Origin of the sequence: Salinispora sp. H7-4, assembly GCF_013416675.1 — a bacterium.
Taxonomy (GTDB): domain Bacteria; phylum Actinomycetota; class Actinomycetes; order Mycobacteriales; family Micromonosporaceae; genus Micromonospora; species Micromonospora vitiensis.
In genome coordinates this window covers 603-23,028 of record NZ_JABZED010000050.1, presented here as the reverse complement: position 1 = coordinate 23,028, position 22,426 = coordinate 603, and the positions used below count along the sequence as shown (strand labels likewise).

At 69.6% G+C, this 22,426-nt stretch carries 24 protein-coding genes and 1 pseudogene; 11 read left to right on the top strand and 14 right to left on the bottom strand.

Going from position 1 to position 22,426, the window contains the following annotated elements:
• Nucleotides 1–28 precede the first annotated feature (28 nt).
• Nucleotides 29–436 (bottom strand): nitroreductase family deazaflavin-dependent oxidoreductase, encoded by a 408-nt coding sequence (locus tag H0524_RS19105; protein WP_180199876.1) that lies wholly within the window; start codon nt 434–436, stop codon nt 29–31.
• Between the two features lie 85 nt (nt 437–521).
• On the opposite strand from H0524_RS19105, the gene H0524_RS19100 reads away from it, so the two are divergent.
• Nucleotides 522–1,529: an ADP-ribosylglycohydrolase family protein gene (locus tag H0524_RS19100; protein WP_180199875.1), complete on the top strand. Its 1,008-nt coding sequence runs from the start codon at nt 522–524 to the stop codon at nt 1,527–1,529.
• A gap of 212 nt (nt 1,530–1,741) precedes the next feature.
• The gene (locus H0524_RS19095) at nt 1,742–1,999 is read left to right on the top strand and encodes a DUF5999 family protein (RefSeq protein ID WP_018726678.1); all 258 of its coding nucleotides are present in this window, start codon (nt 1,742–1,744) and stop codon (nt 1,997–1,999) included.
• Nucleotides 2,000–2,035: 36 nt separating this feature from the next.
• On the opposite strand, the gene H0524_RS19090 is transcribed toward H0524_RS19095, so the two are convergent.
• On the bottom strand, nt 2,036–2,575 hold the full coding sequence (locus tag H0524_RS19090; protein WP_180199874.1) for a GNAT family N-acetyltransferase: 540 nt from the start codon (nt 2,573–2,575) through the stop codon (nt 2,036–2,038).
• Between the two features lie 243 nt (nt 2,576–2,818).
• On the opposite strand from H0524_RS19090, the gene H0524_RS19085 reads away from it, so the two are divergent.
• The 4 genes from H0524_RS19085 (at nt 2,819) to H0524_RS19070 (ending at nt 6,466) form a co-directional block, all read left to right on the top strand.
• Nucleotides 2,819–3,418 (top strand): biotin transporter BioY, encoded by a 600-nt coding sequence (locus tag H0524_RS19085; RefSeq protein WP_180199873.1) that lies wholly within the window; start codon nt 2,819–2,821, stop codon nt 3,416–3,418.
• Nucleotides 3,419–3,630: 212 nt separating this feature from the next.
• Nucleotides 3,631–3,963 (top strand): FeoA family protein, encoded by a 333-nt coding sequence (locus tag H0524_RS19080; protein ID WP_180199872.1) that lies wholly within the window; start codon nt 3,631–3,633, stop codon nt 3,961–3,963.
• Entirely contained in the window at nt 3,960–5,903 is a 1,944-nt protein-coding gene (locus tag H0524_RS19075; RefSeq protein WP_180199871.1) for a ferrous iron transporter B, read from the top strand. Before H0524_RS19080 ends, H0524_RS19075 begins: the two co-directional genes overlap by 4 nt.
• Before the next feature lie 5 nt (nt 5,904–5,908).
• Nucleotides 5,909–6,466 (top strand): NifU family protein, encoded by a 558-nt coding sequence (locus tag H0524_RS19070; RefSeq protein WP_180199870.1) that lies wholly within the window; start codon nt 5,909–5,911, stop codon nt 6,464–6,466.
• On the opposite strand, the gene H0524_RS19065 is transcribed toward H0524_RS19070, so the two are convergent.
• On the bottom strand, nt 6,447–7,103 hold the full coding sequence (locus H0524_RS19065; protein WP_180199869.1) for a class F sortase: 657 nt from the start codon (nt 7,101–7,103) through the stop codon (nt 6,447–6,449). The genes H0524_RS19070 and H0524_RS19065 overlap by 20 nt on opposite strands.
• A complete protein-coding gene (locus H0524_RS19060) occupies nt 7,100–7,933 on the bottom strand; it encodes a DUF4397 domain-containing protein (protein ID WP_180199868.1) in 834 nt (277 codons plus the stop codon). Before H0524_RS19060 ends, H0524_RS19065 begins: the two co-directional genes overlap by 4 nt.
• Before the next feature lie 151 nt (nt 7,934–8,084).
• Here H0524_RS19060 and H0524_RS25040 point away from each other — a divergent pair.
• Nucleotides 8,085–8,204 (top strand): annotated as a pseudogene (locus tag H0524_RS25040) (RNA polymerase sigma factor); the annotation flags it as partial.
• A gap of 94 nt (nt 8,205–8,298) precedes the next feature.
• Here the strand turns inward: H0524_RS25040 and H0524_RS19055 are convergent.
• Nucleotides 8,299–9,165, bottom strand: coding sequence for a hypothetical protein (locus H0524_RS19055; protein ID WP_180199867.1), 867 nt, complete (start codon nt 9,163–9,165; stop codon nt 8,299–8,301).
• 223 nt (nt 9,166–9,388) lie between these two features.
• Between H0524_RS19055 and H0524_RS19050 the strand changes: the two genes are divergently transcribed.
• On the top strand, nt 9,389–10,810 hold the full coding sequence (locus tag H0524_RS19050) for a DEAD/DEAH box helicase (RefSeq protein ID WP_180199866.1): 1,422 nt from the start codon (nt 9,389–9,391) through the stop codon (nt 10,808–10,810).
• 141 nt (nt 10,811–10,951) lie between these two features.
• Here H0524_RS19050 and H0524_RS19040 read toward each other — a convergent pair whose 3' ends face one another.
• From H0524_RS19040 to H0524_RS19020, 5 genes are all read right to left on the bottom strand, one after another.
• On the bottom strand, nt 10,952–11,839 hold the full coding sequence (locus tag H0524_RS19040) for an oxygenase MpaB family protein (protein WP_180199865.1): 888 nt from the start codon (nt 11,837–11,839) through the stop codon (nt 10,952–10,954).
• Nucleotides 11,836–13,074 (bottom strand): MAB_1171c family putative transporter, encoded by a 1,239-nt coding sequence (locus tag H0524_RS19035; protein ID WP_180199864.1) that lies wholly within the window; start codon nt 13,072–13,074, stop codon nt 11,836–11,838. Before H0524_RS19035 ends, H0524_RS19040 begins: the two co-directional genes overlap by 4 nt.
• A 6-nt stretch (nt 13,075–13,080) precedes the next feature.
• A complete protein-coding gene (locus tag H0524_RS19030) occupies nt 13,081–13,608 on the bottom strand; it encodes a hypothetical protein (protein WP_375372014.1) in 528 nt (175 codons plus the stop codon).
• A gap of 53 nt (nt 13,609–13,661) precedes the next feature.
• On the bottom strand, nt 13,662–14,156 hold the full coding sequence (locus H0524_RS19025) for a hypothetical protein (RefSeq protein ID WP_180199863.1): 495 nt from the start codon (nt 14,154–14,156) through the stop codon (nt 13,662–13,664).
• Between the two features lie 187 nt (nt 14,157–14,343).
• The gene (locus H0524_RS19020) at nt 14,344–15,183 is read right to left on the bottom strand and encodes an SAM-dependent methyltransferase (RefSeq protein WP_180199862.1); all 840 of its coding nucleotides are present in this window, start codon (nt 15,181–15,183) and stop codon (nt 14,344–14,346) included.
• A 186-nt stretch (nt 15,184–15,369) separates the two neighbouring features.
• On the opposite strand from H0524_RS19020, the gene H0524_RS19015 reads away from it, so the two are divergent.
• From H0524_RS19015 to rsgA, 3 genes are all read left to right on the top strand, one after another.
• On the top strand, nt 15,370–15,828 hold the full coding sequence (locus tag H0524_RS19015) for a GNAT family N-acetyltransferase (RefSeq protein WP_180199861.1): 459 nt from the start codon (nt 15,370–15,372) through the stop codon (nt 15,826–15,828).
• 217 nt (nt 15,829–16,045) lie between these two features.
• Complete coding sequence (locus H0524_RS19010) at nt 16,046–17,311, top strand: GTP-binding protein (protein WP_180199860.1); 1,266 nt, start codon at nt 16,046–16,048, stop codon at nt 17,309–17,311.
• Between the two features lie 247 nt (nt 17,312–17,558).
• The gene (rsgA, locus tag H0524_RS19005) at nt 17,559–18,551 is read left to right on the top strand and encodes a ribosome small subunit-dependent GTPase A (RefSeq protein WP_180200015.1); all 993 of its coding nucleotides are present in this window, start codon (nt 17,559–17,561) and stop codon (nt 18,549–18,551) included.
• Nucleotides 18,552–18,895: 344 nt separating this feature from the next.
• On the opposite strand, the gene H0524_RS19000 is transcribed toward rsgA, so the two are convergent.
• The 4 genes from H0524_RS19000 to H0524_RS18985 form a co-directional block, all read right to left on the bottom strand.
• Nucleotides 18,896–19,651, bottom strand: a complete 756-nt coding sequence (locus H0524_RS19000) for a VOC family protein (RefSeq protein WP_180199859.1) — start codon at nt 19,649–19,651, stop codon at nt 18,896–18,898.
• Nucleotides 19,652–19,783: 132 nt separating this feature from the next.
• Complete coding sequence (locus H0524_RS18995) at nt 19,784–20,635, bottom strand: esterase family protein (RefSeq protein WP_180199858.1); 852 nt, start codon at nt 20,633–20,635, stop codon at nt 19,784–19,786.
• Nucleotides 20,636–20,704: 69 nt separating this feature from the next.
• Entirely contained in the window at nt 20,705–21,244 is a 540-nt protein-coding gene (locus H0524_RS18990) for a hypothetical protein (RefSeq protein ID WP_180199857.1), read from the bottom strand.
• A 121-nt stretch (nt 21,245–21,365) separates the two neighbouring features.
• Nucleotides 21,366–22,250: a fructosamine kinase family protein gene (locus H0524_RS18985; RefSeq protein ID WP_180199856.1), complete on the bottom strand. Its 885-nt coding sequence runs from the start codon at nt 22,248–22,250 to the stop codon at nt 21,366–21,368.
• Nucleotides 22,251–22,426 lie beyond the last annotated feature (176 nt).

The window sequence follows — 22,426 nt, the reverse complement described above, 5'->3', positions numbered from 1 at the left end:
ACGTGGAGCAAAGGCGTTCGGGCGCGGTTTAGGAGGCGGCTTCCAGTACGACGACGGGGATTTCCCGGTCGGTCTTGGCTTCGTACTCCGCGAAGCCTGGGAAGGCCTCCTTCTGCGCGCTCCAGATGCGCTCCCGCTCGTCCCCCGCGGCGACCCTGGCCACCAGGTTGAATGTGTCCGTACCGATCTCCGCCTTGACCTGCGGATGGGCCCGCAGGTTGTGGTACCAGTCGGGGTGGCTGGGGGCGCCGGCCTTGGAGGCGAACACGGCGTAGCCGTGATCCAACTTCTGGTACATCACCGGGTTCAGGCGTGGCTGGCCGCTCCTGGCGCCCACCGTGTGCAGGAGCAGCAGGGGCGCGCCCGCGAACTGGCCACCGACCTGGCCGTTGTTTTCGCGGAACTCTTTGATGATCTTTTTGTTCCAGTCGTCCATGATCTCTCCTCGCTGGCGTACCGGTCCGATTATCGTCAATCTGGCACCTCCGCAGTGCCATCCGTTGGGCTACCATCCACCCGAGATGCGAGAGCCGACTACGCCGAATGCGGCGTCCGGGTGTCTGTTCGGGTTGGCCTACGGGGACGCCTTGGGCGGACCGACCGAGTTCATGACGGTCCCGGACATCCGTGCCCGCTATGGGCCCGATGGTCCGCGCGAGTTGGCGGGCGACCCCGCACCGGTCACCGACGACACCCAGCTGACCCTGGCGGTCGGAATGGCGCTGTTGAGTGCGCCCGCGCCGACGGCCGAGGTGTTGGAACCGCTGTTTCGAGAGCGGTTCGTGCAGTGGGCAGCCAGTCCCGACAACACCCGCGCACCGGGAATGACCTGCCTGCGTGCCTGCGGGAACCTGGCCCTCGGCCAGCCGTGGACCCAGGCCACGATGATCGGGTCGAAGGGCTGCGGCGCGAACATGCGGGTCGCGCCGGTCGGGCTCGTCGCCGGCTACGACCTGGACACCCTCGCCGGGGTGGCGCAGCTGCAGGCCGCGATGACCCATGGGCACCCCACCGCGCTCGCCGCCAGTGAGCTGACCGCGTACGCCGTGCGGCTGCTGCGCGACGGCGCGGAGCTGCCGTCCCTGCCCACGCTGCTGCGAGCCCGCGCCCACGACCAGCGCACCGTCTACCGCGACGAGTGGTTGGGTGCGCTGTGGCAGCAGCCCGGCGTCGCCGATCCCGCCGACTACCTCGCCCGTGGCTGGGACGAGTGCCAGCACGTACTGGATCGGCTCGATCTGGCGCTCGCCTCGGCCGACGACGGCGGGGACGCCTGTCGGATCACCGGTGCCGGTTGGATCGCCGAGGAGGCCCTGGCCACCGCACTGTTCTGCGCGATCCGGCATGCCGACGATCCGGTGTCCGCCCTGGCCCGCGCCGCCACCACCTCCGGCGACTCCGACTCCATCGCCGGTCTGACCGGCGCGTTCCTCGGTGCCGCCCGCGGTATGGCCGCGTGGCCGGAGCCCTGGCGCGATCAGATCGAGTACGCGGGCGAACTCGCCACGATGGGCGAAGCCTGGGACTGATCTTTCAGTTCGTGATCAGGATCATTTTCCCTTACTCCATGTACCCTATTTTTTATGATCTATCAATATGTGCGTCAGTATTCTGCCGTGCGTGTATCAGCCCGGGGGTGGGCCGTCTCATCTGTTCAGCGATGACGTAGCGCATTGGTAGGAGGCGGCCACTCCAATCCGCGCCAGCGCGGCTGAGTCGCCCAGTTGAGAGGAGAACCGGCATGCACACCGTCGACCTCGCCCTCCGAGCCCGGCACAACGCCAACACCCCGTGCAGCCATCAGCCGACGTGTCCTGCCGCGAGCGCGGTCGACCACGAGGCGGCCCGCATCATCGCGTCGCACCCGGAGCAGGGCTGGAGTCTGCGCTGCAACGGCGTGATCGTGTTCGACGACACCGGTGAGTTGATGCCCGACAACAGCCCGGTCGCCCCGCACCGTGGCCCGGCTCCGCACGGGGAGAGCTACCGCGGAGAGTGACCCGGATGCCGCTGATCCGCCGTCCGTATCGCCGGATCAGCCGGTCGGAACCCAGAACCGAAGCTGCTCGCTGCGTTGGTCGGCGAAGATCCCGCCGTTGCGCTCGATCACCTTACGGGAGGCGACGTTGTCCACGTCGCATGTCACCAGGGCGGAGGCGATGTCCAGGTGGTGCGCCACGGGCAGCGCGGCGGTCAGCATCGCGGTCGCGTGGCCCCGCCGCCGTGCGGTTGGTCGTACGTCGTAGCCGATGTGACCGCCGAAGTCCCGCAGGCTCGGGGTCAGGCGATGCCGGATCGCGAGGCGGCCGAGATAGGCGTCGTCCTGGATCCACCACAACGTGGTTGACGGTACGTGCCCGTCCGGGCGCGGGGATTCCTCGAGGTTTTGCTTTCGTAGCCAGTCGACGTACGCCGCGAACCCGGCGGGAGTTGACCAGTGGCGCGAGAATTCGCGCAGCTCAGACCCGATCATGCTGCGGTCTTCCGGGCCGCCACGTCCCTCGGTGCGGAACTCGGCCATGGCGGCAATGAACGATTGATGCACCCGTACGGTGGGCGGGCTCAACTCGGGCATGGCGATATCAGTATCGAATCGGCCGCTGCGGCGCACCCGTATTTCGGTGTGGGTCGGTGTTGAGCAGGCCGGATGGCCCGGGTCGACGGTGTTTTCGTCGCCTACCGTCCCGGCGTGAATGATCATCCTGGCTGTGCTGCATGACGGGCTGTGGGCGGACGCCCGAGCTGGCGGCAGTGCTGGGAGGATCCACATGATCTGTAGGGACGCCACCGGCGTCGGTAGCGACAACAGGAGGATGGAATGGCAGACGGTTTGGTGCTGGCCTCCGGCCCACGTGTCGGCGTGTTGGCCGACGCGTGGGGCGGTTCCGTGGCGCGGGAGATCGCCCTGGTTGTTGGTGGTGCCGCTGTCGTCGGTGCCGCCGCACAGGTGTCGGTGGCGATTCCCGGGTCGCCGGTCCCCGTGACCGGGCAGACCTTCGCGGTGCTCCTGGCCGGGACCGCGCTCGGCTCGGCCCGTGGGGTGGCGAGCATGCTGCTCTACCTGGTGGCGGGGGTGTTGGGGGTGCCGTGGTTTGCCGACGGCGCGCACGGCTGGCCGTCCGCGACCGCGGGCTACCTGCTGGGCTTCGTGTTGGCCGCGGCGGTTGTCGGCCGGCTGGCCTCGGCCGGGGCGGACCGGCGGCCGTGGCGCATGTTCGGGCTGATGGTGTTCGGGAACGTGGTGATCTATGCGGTTGGTGTTCCCTGGTTGACGGTTGCCGCCGGGATGGACGTGCCGACCGCGCTCCTGCTGGGCCTCGTTGCGTTCCTGCCGGGCGACCTACTCAAGGCCCTGCTCGCTGCGGGTCTGCTACCGGGCTCGTGGCGCCTGGTGCGTCGGCTGTCCGGCAGCGCCTGAGCGAGTTCGTGGACCGGGGGTAGCGCTGCGCTGCCTCGGGCCTGGGTCGGATCTGGGCGGGGAGTCTCTCCCCGGTGCGTTGGCCCGGCGAGCTGGGCAGCTGCCCAGCTGGCCCGCAACTGTCCCGAGAAGAGGGGCCGAAGGTCATGCTCCAGCGAGTTTTCCTGAGGTTAGCCTTACCTAATCCAAGGTGAGTCTGGCTGGGGGCGTGCATGACGAGCAGGACGTTCGAACAGGGGACCGACGGTCGGCCCGGGGCTGAGGCCCGGCCCGACCGTCGGCCCCAGGCTGAGGCTCGGTGCGGCGAAAGGACGCTGGCCGACCTGACCCCGAGCGTCACTGCGCAGGTGGTGAGCGTCTCGGTGCCCGGTTCCCCGGCGGTCGCGCGGCGCCTGGCCGACCTCGGCTTCACGCCGGGCACGGAGGTCCGGATGCTGCGTCGGGCACCGCTGCGCGACCCCCTGATCTACCTGGTGAAAGATTACGAGATCTGCCTACGCCGGGCGCAGGCGTCGTGCGTGAACGTGGTCGAGGCGGACCGGTGAGCAGCTCCTGCCACGAGAGCGGTCAGCCCGCGGCCCCACTGACCCAGCTGCCGCAGGTGGCCCTGGTCGGTGCCCCCAACGCGGGCAAGACGAGCGTCTTCAACGCCCTCACCGGCTTGAACGCCAAGACCGGAAACTATCCCGGGGTGACCGTGTCCCGCTTCGCCGGGACCTGCCGGGTCGGCGACCGTAAGTTCGCCGTCGAGGATCTCCCCGGCTCGTACGGGCTGGACCCGGTCAGTCTGGACGAGCAGGTTCTGGTCGATGTCCTGGACGGCAACGGCATGCGGGCGCCGGACGCGTTGCTGATCGTGGCTGACGCGACGACCCTGCGGCGCTCGTTGGGATTCGTCGCGCAGGTGTTGGCCCGGGGCCTTCCCAGCTGCGTGGTGCTGACCTTCACCGACGAGTTGCTCCGCCGCCAGGGCGCGGTGGATGTCGACGCGCTGAGCCAGGCCCTGGGCGTGCCGGTGGTCGCGGTGGTCGGCCACCGCGGTCACGGCATCGCGCAGCTGCGGGAACAGCTGCTCGACTGGAGAGAGTGGCCGACGCCGGTGATACCACCACCGGTGGAACCGGGTGAGCGGGACGCCTGGGTGGAGTCCGTCCTGTCGTACGCCGGGTACCGGGCGGCCCAACCGCACGGCCGCACCCGACGGCTCGACGCGGTGCTGCTGCACCCGATCCTGGGCACCGTGGTCTTCTTCGCCGTGATGGTGCTGTTCTTCCAGACGGTCTTCACCCTGGCTGCTCCGCTGCAGGAAGGGGTCGAGGCGTTCTTCGGCGTACTGTCGGGCTGGGTGTCGGTGCACGTCACCAATCCGTGGCTGTCGGGTCTGCTCGGGGACGCCCTGATCGGCGGAGTCGGCGGCGTCCTGGTCTTCCTGCCCCAGATCATGCTGCTGTTCCTGCTGATCTCCCTCCTCGAGGGGGTCGGCTACATGTCCCGCGCGGCGTTCCTGATGGACCGGGTGATGGGCCGCTTCGGGCTGGAGGGGCGCGCCTTCGTGGCGCTGCTGTCCTCGTTCGCCTGCGCGATCCCCGGCATCATGGCCACCCGCACCCTGCCCTCGGCCCGGGACCGGATCGCCACGATGATGGCCGCGCCACTGATGACCTGCGCCGCGCGGCTTCCCGTCTACGTGGTCCTGATCGGGCTGCTGGTCGACCCCGCCGCCACGTTCGGCCCGTTCGGTCTGCAGGGTCTGGTCATGTTCGGCCTGTACCTGCTCGGTGCGGTCGCGGCGATGCTGGCCGCGTGGACGTTCAAGAAGTTCGGCGACCGTCGTGGCCAACCGACGCCGTTCTATCTCGAGATGCCGCCGTACCGGCTGCCCTCGCCCCGGGCGGTCCTGCTGGCGGTGTGGGGCGCGGCGAGTTCGTTCCTCCGTAAGTGTTCGACCATCATTGTGGCCACCACGATGGTGCTGTGGCTGCTGCTGAACCTGCCGCTGCACTCGACCGAGCGGATGCAGGCCGCGGGCGTCGACACCGCTGATTCGGCGGCGGTGTCGGCCTACGTCGTCGACCACAGCTACGCCGCCGAGGTCGGCCGGCTGGTGGCGCCGGTCTTCGACCCCCTGGGTTTCGACTGGCGGATCAATGTCGGCGTGCTGTCCGCCCAGTCGGCGCGGGAGACGTTCGTCGCCACCCTCGGCCAGGTCGCGGCGGCCGAGGACCCCGAAGACCCGGGTGACGCGCTGCGGGCCATGACCTACTCGGACGGCCCGCGCGCCGGGCAGCCGATCTTCACCGCGCCGACGATCGCCGCGCTGCTGGTGTACTTCGCCTTCGCCCTCCAATGTATGGCGACCGTCGGGGTCATCCGGCGGGAGACCGGCACCTGGCGGTGGCCGCTGGTGGCCTTCGGCTACCTCACCGTGGCCGCCTGGCTGATGGCCTACCTTGCCCGGACCGTCACCGCCTTCTTCGTGGGGTGACTCGGATGGTTCCCCTGCACCCGCAGCGCTGCGCCGACGAACCGGATCTGCTGCGCTGGGTCATCCCCGCCGACCTGCTCCACCCGGTCGGCGTCGTTGCCACGGCCCCGCCACCGCTGGCGGGGCTGCTCGCCGACGGAACCCTCGCCGAGCTCCGGCTGGAACCCGCCGCCGTGGTCACCCGACTCGGCCCGCGGCGCAGCTGGCAAGACCAGGGGCCACGGGTACGCGGCGCGCTGCACGCCGCGCTCGGGGAACCCGACGGCTGGCACGTCGTGCCCGATTCCGGTGCGCGGGTCGGTGACGCGGTGCTGCGTACGCTGGCCCAGCAGCTCCTCGATGGGCCGGTCGGGCAGTTCGCCGCCGCGCACGGCGGTCGGATCGACCTGGTGGACGTGCGGGACGACGTGGTGACCGTCCGCCTCGCCGGCGCGTGCAACGGCTGCCCGGCCGCCCGCAGCACCCTGCACGGCCAGCTGGAACGACGCCTCCGGCAGCGCTATCCGGCGCTGCGCGCGGTCGTCGACCAACCGACCCGGTCGATTAGGTCGGGACCGCGGTGACCACGAGGTTGTCGCGGTATCGGCGGGTGTCGGCGTCGAAGGGCCCGCCGCAGGTGATGAGGGTCAACCGCTGGTCGCCGTCGCGGGCGAAGTACCGGTCCAGCGGAATCTTTGTCTTCTGGTACTCCTCCCGGGCGATCACCCGGTAGATGCGGTCCTGCCCCTCGCTGCCGGTCACGGTCAGGTGGTCACCCCGGTCCAACTCCCGGAGCCGGAAGAACGCACCTTCGCCCTGGGTGGCGCTGTCCACATGGCCGGCGATCACCACCGAGCCCGCCGGCGCCGCCAGCCCCGGGCCGTAGCGGTACCAGCCGACCCGGTCCACGCTGGGCGGTACCTCGAACTCACCGGTCTGTGGGTTGATGCCGACGGCGTTCACCGTGGCGGTCACCCCGATTGTCGGGATCCGTAGGCCGACCGGCGGCACAACCTCGATGCCGGTCGGCAGTTCGCCCCTGCGTACCGGCACCGGCGTTCGGGCCCCTCCGGCGGCGGGGGCGGGGCTGGCGAGGGCGGTCACCTCGTCCGCGCCGACATCCGCCGCCGGCCGAGCGGCAACGGCGGCCACCGCCGCGACGGTGAGGGCGGCGGCGCCGGCGGCCATCGCCGCCAGCGCCCCGCGGTTGCGCACCGTCACCGGCTGTTCCTCCGGGCGGTGGCGACCCGAGCTCTGCCACCGACCAGCAGGAGGGCGCCGGCACCGGCCAGGAGGTACCACCAGGTGCTCGCCCCGGTGCCGGCCAGGCCGCCGGAGCCGCTGGGCACCCCGGACGGGGTGGAGTGCAGGCCGGTGATGGTCTGCGCCACGACCTCGAGGGTGCCGGCATCGGCCGAGCCGAACGCGTAGACGATCGTCGCGGTACCCTCGCTCAATTCCAGGTCGGCGGGGCCGATCGTGACGGTCTCCGTGCCGGCGAGCACCGCATCCGCCGTGATCGTTCCGGCTTCCATATCGGCCTTGGCCTCGTTCGAGTTGGTCAGGTTGGTGAAGACTGAAGTGCCGCCGGCCCGTACGTCCATCGCCGGAGCGGCAGCGATGTGCCGGGCGATCAGCCGGGACTTGCCGACGTCCACCTTCGAGGTGTCGTTGACGAAGGAGGTGAGCGTCGGCTGGCCGCTCGCGTCCAGGTGGGCGGCCATGCTGATGTTGGTTCCGCCCAGCACCTCCGCGTCGTCGACCGTGAGGAACGCGTTGGCCACCGGCTCGCCCGGCTCGGTCAGCGCGATGTCGTACACGCCCGCAGCCAGGCTCAGCGGGCCCGCCACCTCGCCGGGCGCGAAGTTGTCCAGCGTCTTCTCCCCATTGAGGTACACGTCGACCGGGGTGCCCGGGATGCCGTGGATCGCAGAGACCTCGGCTGTGGCCGCCGCGTACGCCGGGGTCGCGGTGAGCGCACCGACTCCGGCGAATGTCAGCGCGGCGAGCACGCCACCTGCGGCCACCCGGCGGGAGTACGAGAGCTGCATGTCTGCCTCCTGATGATAAATCCGGATTAGTCAGGTTAGCTGGTGAAGAGCGCTACGCTCGCTCCACACAACGCTGGATGCGGCCGGAAAAAGCTTTGTTTTCGACGTCGCCGCATTCACGCGGGCCTCAGCCGATGAGTAACCCTGCGAAGGACAGCCATTCGGCACGAAAAGGAGTCACATCCGGCGCGGCGTGCAGTGCCTGAAACGCAGATGGGAGGTGGATGGTGCAACACATGGACCACGACTGGCTGGTCCTTCCGGCACTCGGGTCAGAGCGAGCCGGACAATGGAGAGCGCGGAGATCTGGGTGGCTGAGACGGCGGCCCCGCCGCGCCGCTTGTCGACAGTGAACTGGACTGCGACTAACTGTGTCGTTGCCAGACGGACCGCAGCGAGTCCCAGTTGCCACCAAGGCTGTCGCAGAGTACGTCCACGAAGACAGCGGTATCGGTGCCGTCCGGGTTCCACCAGATTCCGCAGAGCGCCGGGACCTCGCCGGTCGGGGTGGTGTACTCGACGTACATCCCCGGAGCGCCGGTGACGCCACCCAGCTTTTCGCCGGGCTCCTCCGCATCGGGTCGGTCGCTCGCCGATCCGCGGGCGATCCGCTGCCGGAAGCTCAGGTCGGCGGCTCGCCCCTCGGCTGACTGGTACGCGACGAAGTGGAGATACATGCCGCCGTCCCGGCACAGCACGTGGGCGCGCTCGCCGGGGCCGAGGGCCGGGCCGCCGTCATCGGTGTTCGCGGCGCAGCTACTCATGTCGGCGAGCCACGGCTCCGCCAACGGGATCAGGTCATCCGGGAACGCCGCGCGGTTGGCGGTGGCGAACGGGTCGGTGGGTTCCTCGGGCGGTGCCTCAGCCGGAGCCGGTTCTTCGGCGGGTGCGTCCGACTGCGGGGCGGCGACCGGGGTGCTGTCGGGGGCAGTCGTTCGGCCGAGGACGAACGCGCCGACCCCGGCCACCAACGCACCGGCGAGCACCCCGACGATCACGCCGCGCAGCAGCTTCCCCCGCTGTGGGGGCGGAGACGGCACGATCCGGCGCTGCGGTGCTGGTGCGGCGAAGTCACCGGAAAGCGGCGGTGCGGCGAAACCGCCCGAAACCGGCTGGGTGCTCAGACCGTACTGGTCGTGGCCGCCGGAGGTAGGCGCATGCTCGTCGTTGGGCCAGTATTCCCGTCCGGAGGCCGCTCGATCAGTCACGTGCGGCACGTTATCAGCGCCCATCGCAACCCCGCAGACCCGTTCAGTAATCTATTCATCGTGCTGGAAGCATGCGGATGGTGCTGATGGCAGAACGACGGTGGGCAACGTGCTCCGGAATGGCTTCGGCTAGACTTGGCACGCGGCCCTTCCAGCAGAACGACCGGGTTCGATGCCCACGTCACACGCCGCGACCGAAACGGTCAGCGCCGGGCGGGACGGCCCCCCTTCAACCTTCGGAGCCTCCATGGCGGCAAGCCGCCCGCGCCAGAACACCTCGCCTGACTCCCAGCGCACCCTGCCCGACTCGCTGACCTTCACCGACCTCGGCGTGCCCGACGCGCTCAACCGCCAACTGGCCGCTGCCGGGGTGGAACGGCCGTTCCCAATCCAGGCCGCGACCCTGCCGGACGCGCTCGCCGGACGGGACGTACTCGGCCGGGGTCGTACCGGTTCGGGTAAGACCTACGCCTTCGTGCTGGCGGTGCTGACCCGCCTGGCCGCGAACCCCACGCGACGTCGCCCTGGCCGCCCCCGGGCGCTGATCCTCGCGCCGACCCGTGAGTTGGCCACCCAGATCGACCGCGTGATGGCGCCACTGGCCCAGGCGCTGTCGCTGCGCACGATGGCCATCTTCGGCGGTGTCGCCGCCCGGCCCCAGATCACCGGGCTCAAAGCCGGGGTCGACGTCCTGGTGGCCTGCCCGGGACGGCTGACCGACCACGTCGAGGCCGGGCACGCGCACCTGGACGCCGTCGAGATCACCGTCCTCGACGAGGCCGACCACATGGCCGACCTCGGCTTCCTGCCCGGCGTACGGCGACTGATGGAGCGCACCCCGCGCGGCGGGCAGCGGCTGCTGTTCTCCGCAACCCTGGACTCCGGCGTTGACGTCCTGGTGCGGCGGTTCCTCACCACACCAGTCGTGCACAGCGTCGACTCAACGCTGTCGCCGGTCGCCGCGATGACCCACCACGTGCTGCACGTTCAGGCCGAGGACCGGTTCGCCGTGCTGGTCGAGTTGACTGCCACGTCGAACCGTACGGTGGTGTTCACCCGTACCAAACGGGGTGCGAAAACCCTGGCTCGACGGCTGGCCGCAGCCGGGGTCAGCGCGGTCGAACTGCACGGCAACCTCGCCCAGGGCGCCCGTACCCGGAATCTGCGGGCATTCGCCACCGGGGAGGCGCACACGTTGGTCGCCACCGACATCGCCGCCCGGGGCATCCACATCGACGACGTGGCGCTGGTCGTACACGCCGACCCGCCGGTGGAGCACAAGGCGTACCTGCACCGCTCGGGCCGTACCGCTCGGGCTGGTGCGGACGGGACGGTCGTGACCCTGATGACCGACGCGCAGGTGACCGAGGTGCGGGCCTTGACCCGCAAGGCTGGCATCACCGCGACCACGAGCCGACCGCGCCCGGGTGACGCGCTGCTCCGCGAGATCGCCCCGGGCGAACGGCGGTTGACCCCCCAGCCCGTACCGCCCGCTGGTGGCCCACAGCCGGAGGCGCGGCCCGCCCACGGTGGCCGGAGGCAGCGCGGCGGCAAACCGGCGCCGACCACCTCGACCCGGTCCGCACCGACGCGGTCCGTACCGACCCGGTCCGGGGCAGCGGCCTTCTCCAGCCGGTCCCGTCCGGGTACGCGCCGCAGCGGACGCTAACCGCCGGGCGTCCGTATCAACCTCGTCGACGGTGAGGTGAGATTCGCCGCCGCCCTGCTCGCCGACCACACGGATCGCTGTTCGCAGCAGGGCGGTACCGATGCCCTGGCCCCGCCGGGCAGGTCGCCGGTCGGATCCTGGTTAGTCGTGCGAGTTCGGAGCCGGGGTGTCGCCGGCCGCGGCGGGTGGGCTGGGTCCGAGCTGGCTGATGTCGTACCCGTGGGGGTAGGTCTTGGTCTTGATGCCGTCGGCGAACAGGGGGACTGTCGGCGGTCGCCTGAGCCAGCGTTGCGTGTGTGCGCGGGCGCGAAGGGCCAGGTGCAGTCCGACGCGCGCCGGCCAGGGTGGGTTCGGCACCTGGGTCGCGGCCCGCAGGGGTGGGTCGTAGATGGCGCTGACCAGTGCGTTGCCCACCGGGGCGAGGGCAGCGGGTAGCCGGTTCAGCATCAGCATCCGGGTGGCCCGCTCGATCGCGGCCGCGTCGTCGTTGGGGCGCAGCTGGGCCCGGTCGTACTCGTCGAACCAGGTCTCGACCGCCTCGTAGGAGTCGGGGATGTCGGTGATTCCCATCCGGCGACCCAACTCCAGGTAGAACCGCCAGGTCGCGCGCCGCTCGTGGCAGCAGGGTCGGCGCCAGCCGTAGCGTTCCAGCCAGCGGGTGGGGACCACGATCAGGCAGGCGAGGACGTAGCGGTAGTGGTTGTTGCTGATGCGGTGGGAGCGGTGGATCTGGTTGATCCGGCGGAGGGCGTCCCGCCCGCGGGGCTGCTCGAAGCCGTTGAGGATGAGCTCGTACATGAGCAGGCCGGTGTCGTCGATCCGCTGCTGGGTGCGTTCGGTGAGTTCGCCGGTGGCGGTGTGCACCGCGGCGATCTCCGGGATCGAGAACGAGCGGTTGAAGGCGAGGTTGAGTCCGAGCTTCATGTCCCACGGAAACTCGTACCGCAGCATGGTCTGGTAGATCGTCAGGTGGTCGTCGTCGGGGTCGAGCGAGCGGATCCGGTGCAGGTGAACGAGGCGGTCTCTCACGGGCGGGGGCCTCCAGCGGGCTGCGGCCGGGCGTCGGCGGCGGTGAGGTGCTCGGTGGCGTCGAGGGCGGCCGCCACCACCGGGGACTGGTGGTACGCGGTCGCGACGCGGGTGAGCCAGATGATCTCGCCGGCGTAGCCGTCGACCGATCGGGGTGGGGCCTCGGCTGGATGCGGCTGGGCGGCGGTGACGCCGGCTCGGTGCGCTCGCAGGCCGAAGGCCAACTGGGCGGCCTCGATGGTGGTGAGCCGGTCCTCGGCGACGAGTCCCGCCTGCTCGGCGAGGGTGTTGGCGGCCTGGGTGACCCGGGCGTCCAGGAAGGGGCGCAGCGCCAGCCGTCCGTCGCGGATCTCGGCAACGCGACGGGTCAGCGCGTAATCGAGGTCACGTAGGGCGACGAGCGGCCGGCGGAGTTGTGGGTCCAGCTCAAGCTCGGGCAGCGCCGCGGTGAGGTCGTGCCACAGTGGCCCGAGGCGACGGTAGGAGCGCAGGTCGTCCGAGCACCGGGGGAGGGGTATCAGTGGGCCCCAGGCGGGCATGGTCAGGCCGATCATCATGAGTAGTGCGCTGATGGTGACCAGGACCGCGGCGATCTCGCGTTCGCCGGTTGGCTGTAGCCCGCCCCAGTGGGCGACCAGGTAGCTGACCTTGTTGGTGCTGTAGAGCACGGCGACCGCGGCGCCGGCAGCGGTGATGCGCAGGCCACGTCGGAGCCAGGGCCGGCCGCAGATGCGGGCGAACCTCCAACACAGCCGGGCGATGTCGATGCAGTAGGCGAAGAAGCCCGCCACCAGGAGAATCAGCAGATATGCCGAGACTGCCGGGTCGGTGGCGTACTCGACGGTCAACTGCACCGGCTGGTCGTAGCCGAGGGTGTGGGCATACAGGGCGACCATGAGCAGGTACGCGCCGGCGGTGATCCAGACCCAGTGTCGGGCCCGGGCGGCCGCCTGCGCGGCGGGCAGCGCGAGGTACAGCAGCATGCGCTCGGCGGAGGCGGCGATGGTCATGGCGCAGCCGTGGGCGAGTGCCTTCGCCAGATTTGGTAGCCCCAAGCCGGTCTCGATGCCAGCGGCGAGCGGTGGGATGGCCAGGGTGGCGCCGAGGGCGAAGGCACCGATCGAGATGCAGAGGGCACGGCGTGCCGGCGTGGGGTGCCGGCGCAGCAGCCGTAGGGTGTAGGCGAAGGTCGCCCACCCAGCGCCGGCGCAGAGGCCGTAGAGCAGGGTGTCCATCGGTTGCTACCGGCCGGGGTGTTCCAGCGATTGCCGTAGCCGGTCGCACAGGTCGGCCTCGGGATCGTCTCCAGAGGGCTGCGGCCCAGCCGGGGTCGCACTGTCGCGGACCCGGCGTAGCAGGAGCGAGCCGATCATCTCCGCTTCCCGCTCCGCCTCGGCGGCGTAGGTGCTCCGGCCGAGGAAGCGCTGCACGGTCCGGGGGTCGAGGTCCGGCAGGAGCAGCTTGGCGGTATCCGGGGCCAGGACGGCAGCGGTCCGGTGTCCGGCGAGCAGGTGCCCCAGCTCGTGCCCGATGATCAGCATTTGGTGTATCGGCGAGGTGTCCTGCTCATAGAAGACCGCGTCGAAGGTGCCCGTCGGCACCCACATGCCGCACACGGTGTGCACCGGCAGGCTGATCGGAGCCAGGTGGATCGGCCGTCCCCGGCGCTCTCCCAAGAATCGGCACAGATCCGGCATATCGAACGCCTCGGGCAGCGCTAGCTCGGCGAGCAGCCGTTTGCAGCGCTTTCGTAGTTGGCGCAGGGTCACGTCGGTTCTTCCCCGGTCGTCCGCATGCCTCCACCGCAGGACCAGCACGGCGGTCAGTGGCCGTTCCGGTTGCCGCCGCCGAGGGCTTGCAGGCGGGCGACCATCTGTTCCACCAGCCGGGAGTCAGCCGAGGACAAGCCGGTGTCGGCGAGAACCTGCCGCAGTGCTACCTGCTTGACGCCCATCCGTCGCAGCTCGCCGAGGAGCCGGATCTGCTCCTGGACCCGTTGCGCCGTATCATCCTCCACAAAGTATCCGGAGTGGATGCCGAAGGCGCGAGCCAGGGCGCGAACATGCGAGGTGCGCGGATCCTGCGCCACCCCCCGGCGTAGCTCTCCGATGTAGGCGGCGCTGATCGACACCCCCGTCTCCGCCTGGTGCCCATTGATCTTGTCGGCTATTTCCTTGTTTGTGTACTTCCGCCCGGACTCCTCGGGCCGTCCAAGCTCCTCCGGTGTGGGGCGGATGGTCTCGAACAGGTACTCCAAGCGGTCGGCGAGGGTGTCGAGGGGCGGCAGTTCCTGCCGGCCCTGGTGCTCCGCAACCAATGGTCCTCACCCTCCCCGTGACCGATCGACAGCAGTGTCACACCGCCGATACTCGGCCCGACAGGTGTCGACACACGACCGTTATCTATGACGCCTACGACCCCTCCTGCCGCGGGTCACTCCGATGACCGGCCGGCCACGCCCGCCGGAATCGGAAAATTGCCGACCGTGGTGCCCTACCTGCCGGTCACGGCTTGCGGCCCACCCCGCAGAACTCGTCAACCTCGGGCCCGGTGGCGGTATCGGCGTCGGGTCGCCACCGGGTCAGTGAGACGATGCCCGGCTCGACCAGCTCAAGGCCGCGGAAGAACCGGCCGATGCCGTCGAGACTACGCACCACCATCGGGTCTGAGCCGCCCTCGTTCCAGATCCGGACCGCCTCGTCGGTCGCGGCACCGTGGATGGCGTTGGTGGTGTGTGTCATCGCCAGGTAACTCCCCGACGGAAGCGCCTCGACCAGGCGGTCGACTACTCCGTAGGCCTCGTCGTCATCGGCCAGGAAGATCACAATGCCGAGCATGGTGATGGCGATCGGTTTGGTGAAGTCGAGTGTCTTGGCCGCCGCAGCGAGGATCTTGTCCGGGTCCCGCAGGTCGGCGTCGATGTAGTCGGTGACGCCCCTGGGGTGGCTGGTCAGTAGCGCCCGCGCGTGCACCAGGACCAGCGGGTCGTTGTCGGCGTAGACGATGCGCGACTCGGGTGCGATCGACTGCGCGACCTCGTGGGTGTTGTTGGCTGTCGGCAGCCCGGTGCCGATGTCCAGAAACTGCCGGATGCCGGTCTCTCTGGCCAGATGAGTGACCGCGCGTACCAGGAAGGATCGCTGGTTGCGGGCCAGTTCGATGATGTGTGGGTAGGCAGCGATCGTGTGGTCGCCGACCTCGCGATCCACCTCGAAGTTGTCCTTGCCGCCCAGCCAGTAGTTCCAGATCCGGGCCGGATGCGCGATCGTAGTGTCGATCTTCGAGGAGAGTGACCCGTTCGGTTCGGTGGCCGTTGGCGTGGTTTCCGAAGGGGCGTTGGTCACTGGGAATCTCTTCTCGACTCGCGATGGGGTGACTTCTCCCACACCGTAGCAGGGGCAACGGAACGGCCTGCTGTCTGTCCGCTGTGGTGATTGGTGCCCGGGTGCGCAATTCGCGGGCAGGTGAAGCCACCCTGCCGCGGGGAAACCGGTCGCCGGCTCTGTCTCCGGGCCGCTAGGTTCCGCCGCATGCGGTTGGAGCGGATCACCCCAGAGAATCTCGAGGCGGCTCTTGCGCTCGAGGTGCGGCCCGATCAGGAGCACTTTGTCGAGTCCGTGGCCGAGTCGCTCGCGGAGGCGTACGTCTGGCCCGACTATGCCTGGCCGAGGTTGATCTATGACGGCGACAAGCTGGTCGGCTTCGCTATGGCCTTCTTGAATATTCCGTGGGGGCCCGACCATGATGCCGACGATCTGAGGTCGGGCCTGTGGCGGCTGAATATCGCGGCTGAGGCGCAGGGGCGTGGCTACGGTCGGTTCGCGGTTGACGCCGTATGTCAAGAGATCCGGGCAGGGGGCGGGGATCGGGCGTACGTCACCTGGGAGCCGGGGGCGGGTGGGCCGGCGGGCTTCTACCTCCGGTTGGGCTTTCGGCCGACCGGCGAGCAGAGCGGCGGGCAGACGGTAGGGGTCCGCAGCCTTTCCTGAGGAGTGGGGGCGCGACCGGGTCGCTCCCAGGTGGCACCAGGCGGACGGGAGGCCGTGATCCGAGCGCCTCCATCCCGGTGCGTCCGGGCCGGGTGTTTACGAAAGCAATTGTCGTCTTGTTGGTGCGCGTGGGCTGGATGTTGGCGCCCCTGCCCACCCGGCGCGCCCGATGGGCTTAGACTGACAATCGTTTTCATTAAGAGTTGAGAGGACTGCGATGACGACGTCTCCACTCGCGCCCACCGACCCCGGCGCCGCGGTGGCCGGCACCCGGCCGTCCCTGACCGTGCTCAGCGGCCTCTGGCCGTCCGCGACGTACGCCGTCGCCCGTACGCTGCTGGTGGCGGATCCGACCCTGCTGTTGGTCCAGCACGACCTCGCCGACCTGCGCGTCGGCACCGTGCGACGGGTCGTGCGCGACAGCGCGGGCGTACTCGAGGACGAGCGGATCACGCTCGCACACGGATGCGTCCCCTGCACGCTGCGGGAGGATGTGCTGCCCACCCTCGCCCGGCTGGCCCGCGCGCGGCCCAACCGCGATCTGCTGCTGATGCTGCCCGAGGTGGTCGAGCCCGAGGTGGTCGCCGCCGTCTGCGCGCACTGCCCCGTTGACGGCGCGCCGATCACCGACCTGATCCGGATCGATTCCTATGTCACCGTCGTCGATGCCGAACATCTGCTCGACGGACTCGTCAGCACCGACGACCTGAAGCACCTTGGCATCGCGGCGGCGGACTACGACGACCGGGCGCTGGCCGATGTCATCGTCCGACAGATCGAGTACGCCGACACCCTCGTCCTCTGGGGCCGCTCCCGAGCCGGCGCCTACGGCACCAGTCGCCTGTCGGTGCTGCTCGAGCGGATGGCGCCGTGGGCGACGCAGGTCCCGGTCAGTGATGATCAACTCGATGCTACCGCGCTGACCCGCCAACTGCGCGGCACCCTCCGGCACCGGCCCGAGACCCCCGGCCTCCTCACCCGTGGCCTCGAGGGGTACGTCCTCGGGGTGCACGAGCCGGACCCGGACTGCGGCATCGTCTCGGTCGTCTTTCGGGCCCGCCGGCCGTTCCACCCACGGCGCATCCACGACGCTTTTGAGGACCTCAACGACCAGGTCGTACGCTCTCGCGGGCACCTCTGGCTCGCCAGCCAACCCGACACGGTGATCGCCTGGAACTTCGCCGGGGGTGGACTCCGCCTCGGCTCCCTCGGCCACTGGCTGGTCGCCCTTCCCGACTCCCGCTGGGACGACGTGTCCGACCACCGCCGGCTCGCCGCCGCACTCGACTGGGACCCCTACTACGGCGACCGCCACCAGCACCTGGTCTTCATCGGCCTGGGCCTCGACCCCGTCTCGCTGTGCCGCACCCTCACCAGCTGCCTGCTCACCGATGACGAACTCGCTGACGGCAGCGACACCTGGCGGCACTACGACGACCCGTTGACCGGGTGCTTCCCCGTCGCGGAGGTCCTTCGGCCGTGACGCGGGGGGAACAGATGGCGTAGTGTGTCCGGGGGCCTCACCGCGAGGCTGCGGGAGCTGAAGGAGGAGGTGGCGTTTTCATGCATGTGACTGCTGAAAACCGCCACGCTTCGTGCGCCTGAGCGACATCAGGTGACGATCGGTTCACCCGATCGGATCTCACTCCTTCACGCAGAGGGTTCCTCAGTTGTCTTCTCCCCACCGGGGTCCATCGGCGACCCCAGAATCATCCTCGTCTCTCACCGCCCTGGGCTGGTCGCACCGATGGCAGGCGGCGCTCGCCGCACACGGTGCCGGCCGTCCCGGGCGCGTCGTCCGCCACGACGGCTCCGCCGTCCTGATCAGCACCGCAGGTGGCACCCGCCACTTCCCCGTACGGTCCGCGGCACCCGCGCTCGCGGTCGGTGACTGGGTCGTCGTCGATGACGATCGCGTCCTCGACCTGCTGCCACGGGCCTCGCTACTCCGCCGTCGTGACCCCTCCACCGGGGGAAGCCAGCTCATCGCCGCGAACGTGGACGTGGTGGGCATCGTCTGCGGCTTGGACCGGCCGGTCGTCCACGGCCGGCTGCAACGCTTCACCTCGCTGGCCTGGGACGCCGGAGCGGTACCCCTGGTGATCCTCGCCAAGGCCGACCTCGTGAGATCCACCGCAGCCATCGAGAACGGTCTGCTCCAGCAGCATCCCGGCGTCGACATCATCGCTGTCGCGGCGGCGACAGCCACCGGGATATCCGACCTCCTCGGCCGGTGCGCGGAGCGCACCCTGGTGCTCGTCGGCGAATCCGGGGCAGGAAAATCGACGCTCCTGAACGCCCTTGCCGGCCGGGAGTTGGGCGCCACCGGAAAGGTCCGCAGCTCGGACGCGAAGGGCCGGCACACCACCACTGCCCGGCAGCTCTTCGCGCTGGAGGGAGGCTGCTGCCTGATTGACACCCCCGGCATGCGCGAGGTCGGCGTCCACGCCGACGTGGCCACCGTTGACGCGGGGTTCGACGACCTCGCGGAGTTGGCGCTCGGCTGTCGATTCGGCGACTGCAGTCATGCCAACGAGCCCGGCTGCGAGGTGCTCGCGGCCGTCGCCGACGGGAGGCTGAGCGAGCAACGACTGCGGGCCTGGAATCAGCTGTGCCGGGAGGCCGCATGGGCAGAGCTCCGCGCGGACCCGGCGGCCCAGCGCCGCGCGGGTCGGAGACTAGCCCGGGTCATCAAAGACGCCCAGCGGGCGAAGCGGCGTTAACCGCGCCCCGGCCGAGCAGTCCTCAGGTTGATCGGGGGTACCCGTATATCGCCGAGACACCGAGGCTGTAGGCCCAGGTGCCGGGTCGCGCTGGACGGTCCGCCGGCTAACCGGTGGACCGTCCGGTTGACCCGTTGCGTCCTGCTCGGCCCGCCCACCGGCGAACATACGGCAGCCGGTGCACGCCTGAATCCAACCGGCGGCGGGCTGATACGCGCCCTTTGGCGGGGTGGTCGGTAGCTGAGGCCGGGTGGCTGAAGAACGACGAGGTCTTTGGTCGCATCCCGTCGGGGATCCGTCAGGACCTATCGGCCGAGCGGGCCAGTTCTCTGGGGGCTCGGTCGCTACCCGTGGCGTTCGATGGCCACGAAGGTGGCGCCGAACGGATCGGCCAGGACGACGTTGCGGCCGTACGGCGAATCCTGCGGAGCCGTCACCACCCGACCACCGTGCGACACCGCCTGCTCCGCGGCTCTCTCCGCGTCGGGGACCTGAAAGTACGCCAGCCATGCCGCGTGCCCTTCGTGTGGGCGCTGCTCCGCGCCGGCGAAAACTCCCGCCACCGGGCGACCACCGGAGTTGAGCGTCACGTAGGGCATGTCCTCGAGGGGCTTGGTGTCGTAGCCGAAGACCCGCCGGTAGAACTCGACGGTGGCGGGCAGGTCAGCGCTGGTCACCTCGCTCCAACAGGGTGCTCCGCCCTCGTCAACCACTTGTGACCCGCTCAGCTCACGGCCCTGCCACAGGGCGAAGATGCCACCGGTGGTGTCCTGGGCGACTGCCAGCCAGCCGACCATGGCGTCCTGCTGCGGCTTCACCACCTTGCCGCCGGCATCGGTGACCCGTCGCAGCGCCGCCTCGCAGTCCGCCGTCGCGAGGTAGATCGTCCAGTTCGACTGGGCGGGCGCCGGCTCGCCCGGATGCGGTTCGGCGATCGCCGCCACCGGCTTTCCGCGAACCTCGCACATCGTGTAGAAGTCGCCCTGGAAGGTCCAGCCCAACACCGGTCCGTAAAAGTCCATTGCGGTGTCCCGGCTGGGCACTGTCATGTCGAACCAGCACGGCGTGCCGGAGGCGTACGTGCCGTCAACGTCACTCATGGGAAATCCCGTCCTCTGGATTCGTTTTCCATCGGACACTGTACGACCAGCGCGCTTGCGCGGAGAGTAGCAACACTCGCGGTGCATCCAGCGGGACGACCCGTGGCTGTCCGGCGAAAGGAGAAGCTTGGCTCAATGGCTGTCGGCCGGTCGCCACAGCCACCGTAGAGCGTCGGGGACAAGGGTGCCACCATGATTCGGACTGTGGCCACCATCGCCCAGCACAAGACGGAAGTCATAGCCGGCTTCCGCCAGCGCGGCCGCGACTTGGAGGTTGTTGGCCAGCCAGTTTCGCTCGGGCTCGTTCCAGTGTAGGTCTCGATGGCCCGCCTGCAGAAAGATGCGAAGCGGCTTGCGGGGAACGCGGGGAATCAGTTCGGGGTATGGATTACCGCCGGGCATCTGCGCAAAGCTGGACAGACAGCCGATGACCCGTCGGAATTTGTCCGGGCGGAACCACGCGGCGGTGAAGGCGCAGTTACCGCCACTGCTGCCACCACCGATACCCCACAGCTCGGGGTCCTCGGTGATGGAGTAGCGGTCGGTGACCTGAGGGATGATCTCCTCCAGGAGGAAGTTGACGTATCGGTCATCGAAGGCGTCGTATTCGGCGTTACGGTTCTTCGGACTCTCGGCCCCCTCGAAGGTGCCTGGATCCACGAACAGGCCAATGGTGACCGGAATCTTCCCGTGGTGGATGAGATTATCTAGGACGGTTCCGCCCCGGACCTCTCCCGCTGGGTCCAGGTATAGCTTTCCGTCCTGAAAGACGATCAGCGCCGCTGGCTTGGTGGGGTCGTACTGCGCCGGAAGGTGAACCCAGAACCTGCGGGATGTCCCGGGGTAGGCATGGCTTTCACGCCAGTCGAACTCGATGGTTTCGCCGGCGGGTACACCCTGCTGCGCGCTCGAGTCCGGGCCATGGGCGTACCGGACGTTCGACTGGTTGACCGGGAGCGGGCGGTAGGGGACCTCGACAGTCACCTGGGCAACGTAGCGGACAACCGCATGACCGCGGCAAGCGAGATTAGGCCCGTCCAGCGGCGCTGGGATTCAGAAACCGAGGATGGCTGCGGAGACCACAGAGAAGAGAGCGGCGGTGAGCAGGACCAGCCCGGTTGGCGCACCGACGACTGCGCTCACCGACAGCTCCCGGGCCCGGGCGACCGGGATCGCGGCGACGGAGACGACCGTGATGAGAGCGGCGACCAGGTGGATCATCGGATAGCCGATCAGTGTGGCGACCGGGAAGAGGTGGACACCGACGACGAAGGCGACCCACATCGAGATCAGGTCCCGTCGGCCGCGGAGCGCGAGCAGGACCGCCCCGAGGGTGGCGGCCCCGAACTCGATGGCGACCACGACCCCGAACGCGCGGCTGGTGGCCTCGTCGAAGGCGGTGTCGTTGTGCCAGAGCCGCCAGGTCAGCAGAGCACCGGCGATCGCGGTGAGGAGGCCGGTCACCGAGCCGGCGGCGAGGAGCCCGCGCCACCTACCCGGAGGCGCCTCCTGCGCCCAGCCGAACCAGCTCGAGGCGAAGAAGCCAAAGATCACGGCAGTTGCTGCAAAGTCCCGCACGTGCTCGGCAAACATGGCGCCTCCTGCCCGATGAGGACAAGCTACGGCAGTTCGGGGCACTCCTCCAGCCTCCGCTGCCGGACCGGGTGCCAGCTAGCTTCCGCCGCGGCGCCCGGTGCCGGCGGCAGCCCACCGTTCAGCGGTATTTGTGCAGCACGGCTTTGGTGTCGCGGATCCAGTCCGGGAGGTCGGTGCCGAAGTGGGCGAGGACGCTGAGCTGTTCGCGGAGGTTGAGCAGGTCCATGCGGTCCCGCCAGCCGGGCTGGGGAGCGGCGGCCTCCTCGTAGGCGGCGAAGAAGGGCTCGGGCGGGGGGTCGATGCTGTAGATCATGCTGAGGTCGGCTTCGGCCCAGTTCCAGTGCACCGCGGGGTCGATGAGTACGGGGGTGCCCTGGTCGGTGGCGATGAGGTTGTTGCGCCAGAGGTCGCCGTGGGTGAGTACGGCGGGGGCGGGTGGGAGCAGTTCGGGTAGCCGGTGGCAGATGCGTTCCAGCCGGTTCAGGTCGGTCGGGTCCAGGACCTGTTGGACCTTCGGCTCGGTGGCGTAGCGCAGTAGCCGGTGGGTGGCGAAGAACTCGTGGCCGTCGCTGGTCTGCGTGTTGTGCTGGGGGAGTAGGCCGAGCCAGCCGTCCTCGGGCCAGCCGAAGGTGCTGCCCGTAACGGAGTGCAGGCGGGCGATCGTACGGCCGGCTTCTTCCCAGTACCGGTCGGTGTCGGGGCGGGGCGCCAGGGCGGCGAGGACGAGATGGCGCTCGGTCACCTCGTAGACCTCGGGGGTCGGAACGCCACCGATGTCGTGGAGGGCGCGCAGCCCCGCGGCTTCCAGGGCGAACATGCCGGGCGGGTTTTGCGAGGACGCCGGGGTCTGCTTGACCACGGCCGGCCGGCCATCGGCGAGCCGGACTCGCTGCACGTGGTGGGCGAGCCCGCCGGAGAGGGGTTCCCAGCCGGTGGCACCGTCCAGTAGCGACACAACTGTTCCGGTACGCGCGTCGGCCGCGCTCACCTCGTCCGAACTCACGCTCAGCTCCTCCCGTACACCTACCTATAGAGTGCAGTATCCAGCCTGCTCGCTGTCGGCCGGTGTCGTCGCTGACGAAGCGATGTTCGAGGGTGCCGTTGCCGTTGCCGAGCCGGTAGAACACGTGGTGCTGTCCGGGAGCGGACAGGCCAGCCGGGTCACCGGTCACGACGCCA

What these genes read in the sequence shown, in the direction of transcription:
- H0524_RS18990 (WP_180199857.1), bottom strand. Translation starts at nt 21,244, where the DNA reads ATGTTTGCCGAGCACGTGCGGGACTTTGCAGCAACTGCCGTGATCTTT.
- H0524_RS19105 (WP_180199876.1), bottom strand. Translation starts at nt 436, where the DNA reads ATGGACGACTGGAACAAAAAGATCATCAAAGAGTTCCGCGAAAACAAC.
- H0524_RS19035 (WP_180199864.1), bottom strand. Translation starts at nt 13,074, where the DNA reads ATGGACACCCTGCTCTACGGCCTCTGCGCCGGCGCTGGGTGGGCGACC.
- H0524_RS19085 (WP_180199873.1), top strand. Translation starts at nt 2,819, where the DNA reads ATGGCAGACGGTTTGGTGCTGGCCTCCGGCCCACGTGTCGGCGTGTTG.
- H0524_RS19000 (WP_180199859.1), bottom strand. Translation starts at nt 19,651, where the DNA reads ATGAGTGACGTTGACGGCACGTACGCCTCCGGCACGCCGTGCTGGTTC.
- H0524_RS19080 (WP_180199872.1), top strand. Translation starts at nt 3,631, where the DNA reads ATGACGAGCAGGACGTTCGAACAGGGGACCGACGGTCGGCCCGGGGCT.
- H0524_RS19090 (WP_180199874.1), bottom strand. Translation starts at nt 2,575, where the DNA reads ATGCCCGAGTTGAGCCCGCCCACCGTACGGGTGCATCAATCGTTCATT.
- H0524_RS19010 (WP_180199860.1), top strand. Translation starts at nt 16,046, where the DNA reads ATGACGACGTCTCCACTCGCGCCCACCGACCCCGGCGCCGCGGTGGCC.
- H0524_RS19015 (WP_180199861.1), top strand. Translation starts at nt 15,370, where the DNA reads ATGCGGTTGGAGCGGATCACCCCAGAGAATCTCGAGGCGGCTCTTGCG.
- H0524_RS19095 (WP_018726678.1), top strand. Translation starts at nt 1,742, where the DNA reads ATGCACACCGTCGACCTCGCCCTCCGAGCCCGGCACAACGCCAACACC.
- H0524_RS19060 (WP_180199868.1), bottom strand. Translation starts at nt 7,933, where the DNA reads ATGCAGCTCTCGTACTCCCGCCGGGTGGCCGCAGGTGGCGTGCTCGCC.
- H0524_RS19050 (WP_180199866.1), top strand. Translation starts at nt 9,389, where the DNA reads ATGGCGGCAAGCCGCCCGCGCCAGAACACCTCGCCTGACTCCCAGCGC.
- H0524_RS19100 (WP_180199875.1), top strand. Translation starts at nt 522, where the DNA reads ATGCGAGAGCCGACTACGCCGAATGCGGCGTCCGGGTGTCTGTTCGGG.
- H0524_RS19070 (WP_180199870.1), top strand. Translation starts at nt 5,909, where the DNA reads ATGGTTCCCCTGCACCCGCAGCGCTGCGCCGACGAACCGGATCTGCTG.
- H0524_RS19055 (WP_180199867.1), bottom strand. Translation starts at nt 9,165, where the DNA reads ATGGGCGCTGATAACGTGCCGCACGTGACTGATCGAGCGGCCTCCGGA.